We start from the raw sequence: 10,651 nt of genomic DNA on the forward strand, positions 1-10,651 counted from the left end.
AGATATTTTATATACTATTTAACAAGTAGTTTTTTTTAAAAATGTGACAAATGTCACTAAAATATTGATTAAAAAACTGGTAAACCAGTTCAGATACAGTATATTTGCATAAAATTTTTATAATGAATAAAGCTATATATATTGCAACAAGTGAAGCCAATAGTGGTAAATCAATTGTTGTACTGGGACTCATGAGAATGTTGTTAGGTAAAACAGCAAAAGTGGGTTATTTTAGACCAATAATTGATGGTCCAAACGGAGGTGATAAAGATAATCACATCAATACAATACTATCTCATTTTGAGTTAGATATTGATCCAAATGAAGCGTATGCTTTTACAAGAACTGAATTTATTAATAAAAGGAATCAAGGAAAAGAAGGTGAGATATTTGATACAATTATTAATAAATACAAAGCAATTGAGGAAAAAAATGATTTTGTTTTAGTTGAAGGATCAGATTTTTCTGGAGAGGGAACAGCTATAGAGTTAGATGCTAATATTTTAATTGCAAAAAACTTAGGAATTCCTGCAATTATTGTTGCTAGTGGAATTGGAAAAACGTTAGATGAATTTGTAAATGGAGTACATATAACCTATGATTCATTTTCAGAGAAAGAAGTGAAAGTTTTAGCAGTAATTGTAAATAAAGTTCAAGAAGAAAATATTGAAATTGCTAGAGAAGGTGTTAAAAAACATTTACCAAAAGATGTTTTTGTAGATGTAATTCCATTAATACCATCATTGCAAAATCCAACCATAAAAGAAATTGCACAAGCTATAGATGCAGAAGTGTTATTTGGAGAAGAGTTTATAAACAATCAAACTACAACTTTTAAAGTTGGAGCTATGCAGTTAAGAAATTACTTAACACATTTAGAAAAAGATTGTTTAATAATAACTCCAGGAGATAGAGCTGATATTATTTTAGGAGCTTTACAAGCAAATATATCAAGTAATTATCCGTCAATTTCTGGAATTGTTTTAACCGGCGGAATTTTGCCTGAAGAACCAATTGTAAGATTAATTGAAGGTTTACAACAAATTGTTCCAATATTATCTGTAAAAGGAGGAACCTTTAGCGTTGCCAACAAAATTGGTGCAGTTCGCTCGCATATGTATGCGGAAAATAAAGAGAAAATTCTTACATCTATAAATACATTTGATAAATATTGTAATGCAGATGAATTAACTGAAAAATTTGTAACATTTAAAAATAATGGTATTACACCAAGAATGTTCCAATTTAATTTATTAAAAAGAGCAAAAACAGTAAGAAAACATATTGTATTGCCTGAAGGAAATGATGATAGAATTATATCTGCAGCGGTTCGTTTAATTCAAATGGACATTGTTGATTTAACCATATTAGGAAATAAAGAAGAAATTGCAAATAGAATAGCACGTTTAGGTTTAATAGTAGATATTGATAAATTAAATATTATTGATCCTGTAAACTCTGAATACTTTAAGGATTTTGCAAATACCTTATTTGAAATAAGAAAAAATAAAGGTGTTACAATAGATATGGCTGAAGATTTAATGGGAGATGTATCGTACTTTGGTACAATGATGGTGCATAAAGGGTTGGCAGATGGAATGGTGTCTGGAGCAGCTCATACAACAGGTCATACAATTTTACCAGCTTTACAATTTGTTAAAACCAAACCAGGAGTTTCTGTTGTTTCATCAGTATTCTTTATGTGTTTAGAAGATAGAGTTTCAGTATTTGGAGATTGTGCAATTAACCCAAATCCAAATGCAGAGCAATTAGCAGAAATAGCAATTTCATCGGCAGAGTCAAGTATCAATTTTGGTATTGAACCAAAAATAGCAATGCTTTCTTATTCTTCTGGTTCATCAGGAAAAGGTGAAGATGTAGATGTTGTTAGAGAAGCAACAGAAATAGTAAAAGCAAAACGTCCAGATTTAAAAATTGAAGGACCAATTCAATATGATGCAGCTGTAGATCCAACAGTAGGAAAAAGCAAAATGCCAAATTCTGAAGTTGCAGGACAAGCAAATGTGCTTATTTTCCCTGATTTAAATACAGGAAATAATACATATAAAGCAGTACAAAGAGAAACAGGCGCATTAGCTATTGGCCCAATGTTACAAGGTTTAAACAAACCAGTTAACGATTTAAGTAGAGGTTGTACAATAGACGATATTTTTAACACAGTAATATTAACAGCAATACAAGCACAAGGTTTATAATGAAAGTTTTAATAATTAATTCAGGTAGTTCTTCCATTAAATATCAATTATTTAAAATGCCAGAAGAAGAAGTAATTTGTTCAGGTTTAGTAGAAAGAATTGGGTTAGCAAATCCAGAAATTCACTACAAATCCAACAACCATTCAATTGATAAAATTTGTGAAATTGAAAATCACGAAATTGGATTAGGGAAAATTGTAAAATTTTTATTAGATGAAGAAGTTGGAGTAATAAAATCTACTTCAGAAATTGCTGCTGTTGGTCATAGAGTTGTACATGGTGGTTCTACTTTTTCAAATACAGTAATTATTGATGATAAAGTAAAAGATAAAATAAAAGAATTATTTCCATTAGCTCCTTTACATAACCCAGCTAATTATGAGGGAATTATTGTAGCAGAATCTATGTTTCCAGATGCTGCGCAAATTGCAGTTTTTGATACTGCTTTTCATCAAACAATGCCAGTTAAAGCATATAAATATGCCATTCCAAATAAATTATTAAACGTAAATAAAATTCGTAGATATGGTTTTCACGGAACAAGTCATAAATTTGTAACTGAAAGAGCAATTGAACATTTAGGTGTAGCTAATAGCTCTAAAATTATTACGGTTCATTTAGGTAACGGATGTAGTATTACTGCTGTGAAAGACGGAAAAAGTGTTGACACATCATTAGGATTTGGTCCAAATGAAGGTTTAATTATGGGGAGCAGAAGTGGAGATGTAGATCAAGCAATTATATTTCATTTAGTAAATAATTTAGATTATAGTATTGATGAAGTAAATAATATGCTTCTTAGAGATAGTGGTTTAACAGGTTTAACAGGTTACAGCGATTTAAGAGATATTGAAAAACTTGCTGCAGAAGGGAATGTAGACTGTCAGTTAGCTATAGATATGAGTGCATACAGAATTAAACAATACATTGGTAAATATGTAGCAGCTTTAAATGGAGTAGACGCAATTGTATTTACTGCTGGTATTGGTGAAAATTCTATTTTAGCCAGAAAAAATGCTTGTGCTGATATGGATTTCTTCGGAATTGAATTAGACGAAAAGAAAAATGATTTAAGAGTTAAAAAATTAACTGAAATTCATTCTGAAAATTCAAAAGTTAAAATTTTAGTAATTCCAACTAACGAAGAATTAGAGATTGCAAAACAATCTTATCAGTTGTTAAAGTAGTTTTAAATTAAGTTATATAAAAAGCATTGAATTATTCAATGCTTTTTTTTTTGATGCTTAAAGGATAAATAAACCTTTTTTCTGTCTACTATTTTCTATTAGCATTGTATATTTGTATCATTAAAAATGAAGTTAAATAAAAATATATAAGATGTCTGAATTTAAATACCAGAAACCTTTTCCTATTAAAAAGGACACTACAAAGTATCGTTTATTAACCAAAGACCACGTTTCTGTGGTGGATTTGGATGGACGAAAAATATTAAAAGTAGCACCTCAAGGTCTTGAGTTACTTTCACAAGAAGCCTATCATGATGTATCATTTTACCTGCGCGCTTCTCATTTAAAAAAATTAGAAACCATTCTTAAAGATCCTGAAGCAACAGATAATGATCGTTTTGTGGCTTATACAATGTTGTTAAACCAAATGGTAGCAGCATCTGGAGAATTACCAACATGTCAAGATACTGGAACGGCAATTTGTGTAGCTAAAAAAGGTGAAGATGTATACACCGGAGTAGAAGATGCTGAGTACATTTCTAAAGGAGTTTTTAATACTTATGAAAGTGATAACCTTCGTTTCTCTCAAATTGTTCCTCAAACAATGTTGTTAGAAAAAAACTCGGGTACAAACCTTCCTGCTCAAATAGATATTTATGCTACAACAGGAAACGCTTATGAATTTTTGTTTATGACAAAAGGTGGAGGTTCTGCTAATAAAACGTATTTGTACCAAATGACCAAATCGTTGTTAACAGAAGAAAACCTAACCAATTTTGTTAAAAAACATATTATGGATTTAGGAACATCAGCTTGTCCACCATATCATTTAGCATTTGTAGTTGGTGGTACATCTGCGGAAGCAAATTTAGCAACTGTAAAAAAAGCATCAGCTGGTTATTTAGATCATTTACCAACTGAAGGAAATGATGGCGGACAAGCTTTTCGTGATTTGGAATGGGAGGAAAAAATTACAAAAATTTGTCAGGAAAGTGGAGTAGGAGCACAATTTGGGGGTAAATATTTTGTACATGATGTAAAAGTAATTCGTTTACCACGTCATGCTGCATCTTGCCCGGTAGGATTAGGAGTTAGCTGTAGTGCAGATCGTAATGTAAAAGGAAAAATTACAGAGGAAGGAATTTTTCTGGAAGAATTAGAAAAAAATCCTAGTCAATTCTTACCTAAAGAAGCACCACATTTAAAGGATGCAGTTGAGTTAGATTTGGATCAACCTATGGATAAAATACGTGAAGAATTATCAAAATATCCAGTTAAAACACGTTTTAGTCTAAGAGGAACTTTAATTGTTGCACGTGATATGGCACATGCAAAAATTAGCGAAATGCTTGCAAATGGTGAAGAAATGCCTCAGTACTTTAAAGATCACCCTATTTATTATGCAGGACCAGCAAAAACACCTAAAGGAATGGCTTCTGGTAGTTTTGGGCCAACAACTGCTGGTAGAATGGATCCATACGTAAATGAATTCCAAAAAGTTGGAGGAAGTATGGTAATGGTTGCAAAAGGAAACCGTTCACAACAAGTTACAGATGCTTGTAAAGCTAATGGAGGTTTTTATTTAGGTTCTATTGGTGGGCCAGCTGCAATATTGGCAAAAAACAGTATTAAATCTGTTGAAGTAGTTGATTTTCCAGAATTAGGAATGGAAGCGGTTCGTAAAATTAGAATTGAAGATTTCCCAGCATTCTTATTAGTAGATGATAAAGGAAATGATTTCTTTGCTGAATTTAAATAAATAATTAACTTAATTAATAAAGAACACCAAAAGAACCTTGTTTATTTTGGTGTTCTTTTAGTTTTTTTAATAAGTTTTAATGTTTCATTTTATTAAAAAAAGGCATTAATTCTTTTAATACTTGGTGTAATTTTATAAAAAAAGCCCTTAAAAATTAATTTTTAAGGGCTTTTAAGTGTTGTTTTAATATTTTAAACACCAACTAAATCTCCTTTTCCTTTTGTAGGTAAATCAGATTTACCCATTAAGAAAATATCAACTTGTCTGGCAGCTTCTCTACCTTCAGAAATTGCCCAAACAATTAAAGATTGTCCTCTTCTCATATCTCCAGCAGCAAATATATTTGGAATATTAGTTTGATATTTTCCATATTCTGCTTGGTAGTTAGATCGTTCATCTTTTTTTATTCCTAATTGATCGGCAATAGTGCTTTCAGGACCTGTAAAACCTAGCGCTAATAAGGCTAAATCACAAGGCCATGTTTTTTCTGTACCTTCAACTTCAATTAATTGAGGACGTTGGCCAGGAACCATTTTCCATTCAACATTTACTGTTTTTAAGGCAGTTAATTTACCAGATGCATCTTTAATAAATTCCTTTGTATTTATCAACCAGTTTCTTTCACATCCTTCTTTATGAGAAGTAGAAGTTTTTAGTTGTAAAGGCCAATAAGGCCAAGGTGTTGAAGGAGATCGTTGCCCTGGAGGTTTTGGCATAATTTCAAAATTAGTAACAGATGCTGCTCCTTGTCGGTTTGATGTTCCTACACAATCTGAACCTGTATCTCCACCACCAATAACAATCACATGTTTATCAGTAGCTAAAACTTGATTTTCTACTTTTTTACCTAAAACAATTTTTGTTTGTTGAGTTAAAAAATCCATAGCTTGTACAACACCATCTGCATCAGCTCCTGGAGTTGGCAATCCTCTTCTTTCAGTTGCTCCACCACATAAAACAACTGCGTCAAATGCTTTTAGTTCTTTTACACTATAGTTTACTCCAACATTTACATTTACTTTAAAGGTAATTCCTTCAGCCTTTAGTATTTCTACTCTTCGATCAATTATTCCTTTTTCTAATTTAAAATTAGGAATTCCGTAGCGTAAAAGTCCACCAACTTCATCATCTCTTTCAAAAACTGTAACTGTATGTCCAGCTCTGTTTAATTGTTGTGCAGTTGCTAAACCTGCAGGTCCAGAACCTACAACAGCTACTGTTTTTCCAGTTCTTTTCTTTGGAATTTGTGGTTTAATCCAGCCTTCTTTAAAGGCACGTTCAACAATTGTTTTTTCTAGATTTTCTATAGATACTGGATCTTCAATTAATCCTAATACACAAGCCTTTTCGCAAGGAGCAGGACATAAACGACCTGTAAATTCTGGAAAATTGTTTGTTGAGTGTAATATCCAAGAAGCTTTTTGCCATTCTCCTTGATATACCATATGATTAAAATCTGGAATTAAATTACCAAGTGGACAACCACTGTGACAAAATGGGATTCCACAATCCATACATCTAGACCCTTGTTTGGTAATTTCAGCTTCATCAAGTGAAATTGTAAATTCATTATAATGCTCTACACGCTTTTTAACTTCCGTGTATGATTCATCTTTTCTTTCAAATTCTTTAAAACCTGTTACTTTTCCCATCTTCTCTATGCTGTTAATTCTTCAACCATTTGTTCTTCTGTCTCTAAACGTTTTAATGCACGTTTATATTCAGTTGGCATTATTCTAACAAAATTGCTTAAGCTAGTTTCCCAATCTGCCAATAATCTTTTTCCTTGTTCGCTGTTTGTGTATAGCACATGTTTTTCAATCATTGCTTTTAAATCTGCAGCATCTTCTTCTAAAATATCTTCAAATTCAATAGTTTCTGTATTGCATAATCCATTAATAAATTTATTCTCAGGATCATAAACATAAGCAATTCCTCCACTCATACCAGCTGCAAAATTTCTTCCGGTACTTCCTAGTACAACCACTTTACCACCTGTCATATATTCACAACAGTGATCTCCAACTCCTTCTACAACCGCAATTGCTCCAGAGTTACGAACAGCAAATCTTTCACCGGCAATACCATTAATATATGCCTGCCCTTCTACAGCTCCAAATAAACAAACATTACCTACAATTATATTTTTTTCAGCAGGAAATGTTGCTGTTGCAGGTTTTTTAATAATTAATTTTCCTCCAGAAAGTCCTTTTCCTAAGTAATCATTTGTATTTCCTTCAACTGTAAATGTTAATCCATGTGTTGTAAAAGCTCCTAAACTTTGTCCTGCAGAACCTGTAAAGTTAATACTTAAGGTATCTTCTGGTAATCCTAAATGAGCGTATATTTTTGAAATTTCGTTACTAACAATTGCACCAACCGAACGATCTGTGTTTTTGATAGGGTATGATAATGTCATTTTTTCTTTTCTATATAAAGCTCTGTGAGAGTCTTTTAATATTTCAAAATCTAATACATCATCTAAAAAATGATCTTGTTTTTCAGTGTTTTTTAAAGGCATTTTGCTGTATTCTTCTGGTCTATGAAGAATAGATGTTAAATCTAAACCTTTGGCTTTATAATGTGTAATAGCTTTATTTGCATTTATTTTATGGGTTTGACCAACCATTTCATCAATAGTTCTAAAACCTAGTTTAGCCATAATGGTTCTTAATTCTTCTGCAATATAATAGAAGAAGTTAATTACATGTTCTGGTGTGCCTTTAAAGTTTTTACGTAACTCTTTGTCTTGAGTTGCAATTCCAACCGGACATGTATTTAAATGGCATTTACGCATCATAATACATCCAGAAGCTACTAAAGGAGCTGTTGCAAATCCAAATTCTTCAGCACCTAATAATGCAGCAATAGCAACATCACGCCCTGTTTTTAATTGTCCATCACATTCTACAACAATTCTACTTCTTAAGTTATTTAGTACTAAAGTTTGTTGGGCCTCAGCCAATCCAAGTTCCCAAGGAAGACCAGCGTGTTTTAAAGATGTTAAAGGAGAAGCTCCAGTTCCACCGTCGTAACCAGAAATTAGTACAACATCGGCTTTTGCTTTTGATACTCCGGCAGCAATTGTACCAACCCCAACTTCAGAAACTAATTTTACATTAATTCTTGCTTCACGATTTGCATTTTTTAAATCGAAAATTAATTGAGCTAAATCTTCAATAGAATAAATATCATGATGAGGAGGGGGAGAAATTAATCCTACAAACGGAGTTGAATTACGTGCAGCTGCAATCCAAGGTAATACTTTTTCACCAGGTAATTGTCCTCCTTCTCCAGGTTTTGCACCCTGAGCCATTTTAATTTGAATTTCCTGAGCATTTGTTAAATAGTGAGAAGTTACTCCAAATCGGCCAGATGCAACTTGTTTAATTGCAGAGTTACGGCTATCGCCATTTATGTCTTTTTGGAAACGTTTTCTATCTTCACCACCTTCACCAGAATTGGATTTACCTCCAATACGGTTCATGGCAATTGCTAAGTTTTCATGTGCTTCTCTAGAGATAGATCCGTAAGACATTGCTCCGGTTTTAAATCGCTTTACAATATCTGTCCAAGGTTCTACTTCTTCTAATGGAATTGGATCAAAATTATCAAATTCAAATAAACCACGGATCGTCATTAAATTTTCCGATTGCTCGTTAACTGTTTTTGCATAAACATCATAACTAGCCTGATCACTTAATCTTACAGCTTGTTGTAATTTTGCAACAGTAGTTGGGTTAAACATATGTCTTTCTCCATTACGTCTCCATCTGTATTCTCCGCCAATATTAAGCCCTAAACGTTTATCAATTAAAGTATCTGGATAAGCGTATTTGTATCTTTCGTTAATTTCTTTTTCAACTTCATATAATCCAATACCTTCTATTCTAGAAGTTGTATATGGGAAGTATTTATCTACAAATTGAGAGTTAAAACCAACAATTTCAAATATTTGAGAACCTCTGTATGAATGTAATGTTGAGATTCCAATTTTGTTCATTATTTTTAAAATACCGTAACCAATAGCTTTATTAAAATTGTCTACAGCTTTTTGTTCGTCCATATCTTTAATAAATCCTTCTTTTACTTGCATTCTGATGATTTCATTCACCATATATGGATTTATTGCGCTTGCTCCATAACCAAATAACGTAGCAAAATGATGTGGTTCGCGAGGTTCAGCAGATTCTATTATAATATCGAAATAAGAACGCTTGCGTAAACGATTCATTTGATGATTTACATAGGAACAAGCTAAAAGGGAAGGGATTGGTGCAAATTCTTTGTTTACACCTCTATCAGATAAAATGATAATATTTGCTTTTTCATCTAAAGCTTTGGTAACTTGAATTATTATATTATCCAAGGCTTCTTCTAAACCATTCATTCCTTTGTCTTTAGGATAAAGCATTTCAATGGTTACAGCTTTAAAACTTTCAACAGTAATATTTCTTATTTTTTCTAAATCATCATTAGAAATAACAGGGTTTTGAATTCTTAATTTTCTACACTGTCGTTCGGTAATGCTAAAAATATTTCTGTCTTTACCTAAATTTAAACTAATATCTGTTACAATTTCTTCTCGTATACCATCTAAAGGTGGGTTTGTAACTTGTGCAAATAATTGTTTAAAATAATTGGAAATTAATTGTGGTTTATCGGATAAAACGGCTAAAGGCGTATCTGTTCCCATAGATCCTAAAGCTTCTTTTCCTTTTTGTGCCATTGGCGTAATTATCTCTTGAATATCTTCAATAGTATAATTAAATAAACGCTGTCGAGTTTTAATGTCAATGGTTTCAATTGGGCAGATTTCATTTTCGTATGGTATATCTTTTAAATGTAATCTTGTTTTATCTAACCATTGTTTGTAGGGTCTTTCAGAAACAATTTTACTTTTAATTTCTTCATCTTTAATAATACGTCCTTCATTCATATCTACCAAGAACATTTTTCCTGGTTCTAATCTACCATGAGTTTCAACATCAGCAGGATCAATATTAAAAACACCAATTTCTGATGCCATAATTAGTTTTCCACTCTTTGTAATTGTATATCTAGATGGTCTTAAACCGTTTCTATCTAATAGGGCGCCTACATAATCTCCATCTGTAAATGGTACTGATGCAGGACCATCCCAAGGTTCCATAATACATCCATTATACTCGTAAAAGGCTTTTCTTTCTGGAGACATTGTTTTGTGCTTTTCCCAGGCTTCAGGAATCATCATCATCATAATTTCTGGTAATGATCTTCCGGAGTGTGTAAGTAATTCAACAACCATATCCATAGATGCAGAATCTGATTTTCCTGGCAATATTATTGGAAATAGTTTTTCCATTTGAGGGCCAAAAACTTCACTTCTCATAATTTCTTCACGAACTCGCATTCTACTTACATTTCCTTTTAAGGTGTTTATTTCACCATTTTGACACATATATCTAAATGGTTGTGCTAACTCCCAAGAAGGCATTGTATTGGTAGAA

General features: G+C 32.2%; 5 protein-coding genes. 3 read left to right on the top strand and 2 right to left on the bottom strand.

The window, feature by feature from the left end; all coding sequences use genetic code 11:
• Positions 1-122 precede the first annotated feature (122 nt).
• From pta to ABY298_RS05840, 3 genes are all read left to right on the top strand, one after another.
• Positions 123-2,216 (top strand): phosphate acetyltransferase, encoded by a 2,094-nt coding sequence (gene pta, locus ABY298_RS05830; protein ID WP_372745069.1) that lies wholly within the window; start codon positions 123-125, stop codon positions 2,214-2,216.
• Positions 2,216-3,403 carry an acetate/propionate family kinase gene (locus tag ABY298_RS05835; RefSeq protein WP_372745070.1) on the top strand — a complete coding sequence of 396 codons (1,188 nt, stop codon included), beginning with the start codon at positions 2,216-2,218 and terminating at the stop codon, positions 3,401-3,403. Before pta ends, ABY298_RS05835 begins: the two co-directional genes overlap by 1 nt.
• Positions 3,404-3,554: 151 nt before the next feature.
• Entirely contained in the window at positions 3,555-5,162 is a 1,608-nt protein-coding gene (locus ABY298_RS05840; protein ID WP_372745071.1) for a fumarate hydratase, read from the top strand.
• A gap of 191 nt (positions 5,163-5,353) precedes the next feature.
• On the opposite strand, the gene ABY298_RS05845 is transcribed toward ABY298_RS05840, so the two are convergent.
• Both ABY298_RS05845 and gltB read right to left on the bottom strand, forming a co-directional pair.
• Complete coding sequence (locus ABY298_RS05845; protein WP_372745072.1) at positions 5,354-6,814, bottom strand: glutamate synthase subunit beta; 1,461 nt, start codon at positions 6,812-6,814, stop codon at positions 5,354-5,356.
• Positions 6,815-6,819: 5 nt separating this feature from the next.
• A partial coding sequence (gene gltB / locus ABY298_RS05850; RefSeq protein ID WP_372745073.1) for a glutamate synthase large subunit occupies positions 6,820-10,651 on the bottom strand: 3,832 nt, incomplete at its 5' end.

This window comes from Lutibacter sp., assembly GCF_041596795.1.
GTDB lineage: Bacteria > Bacteroidota > Bacteroidia > Flavobacteriales > Flavobacteriaceae > Lutibacter.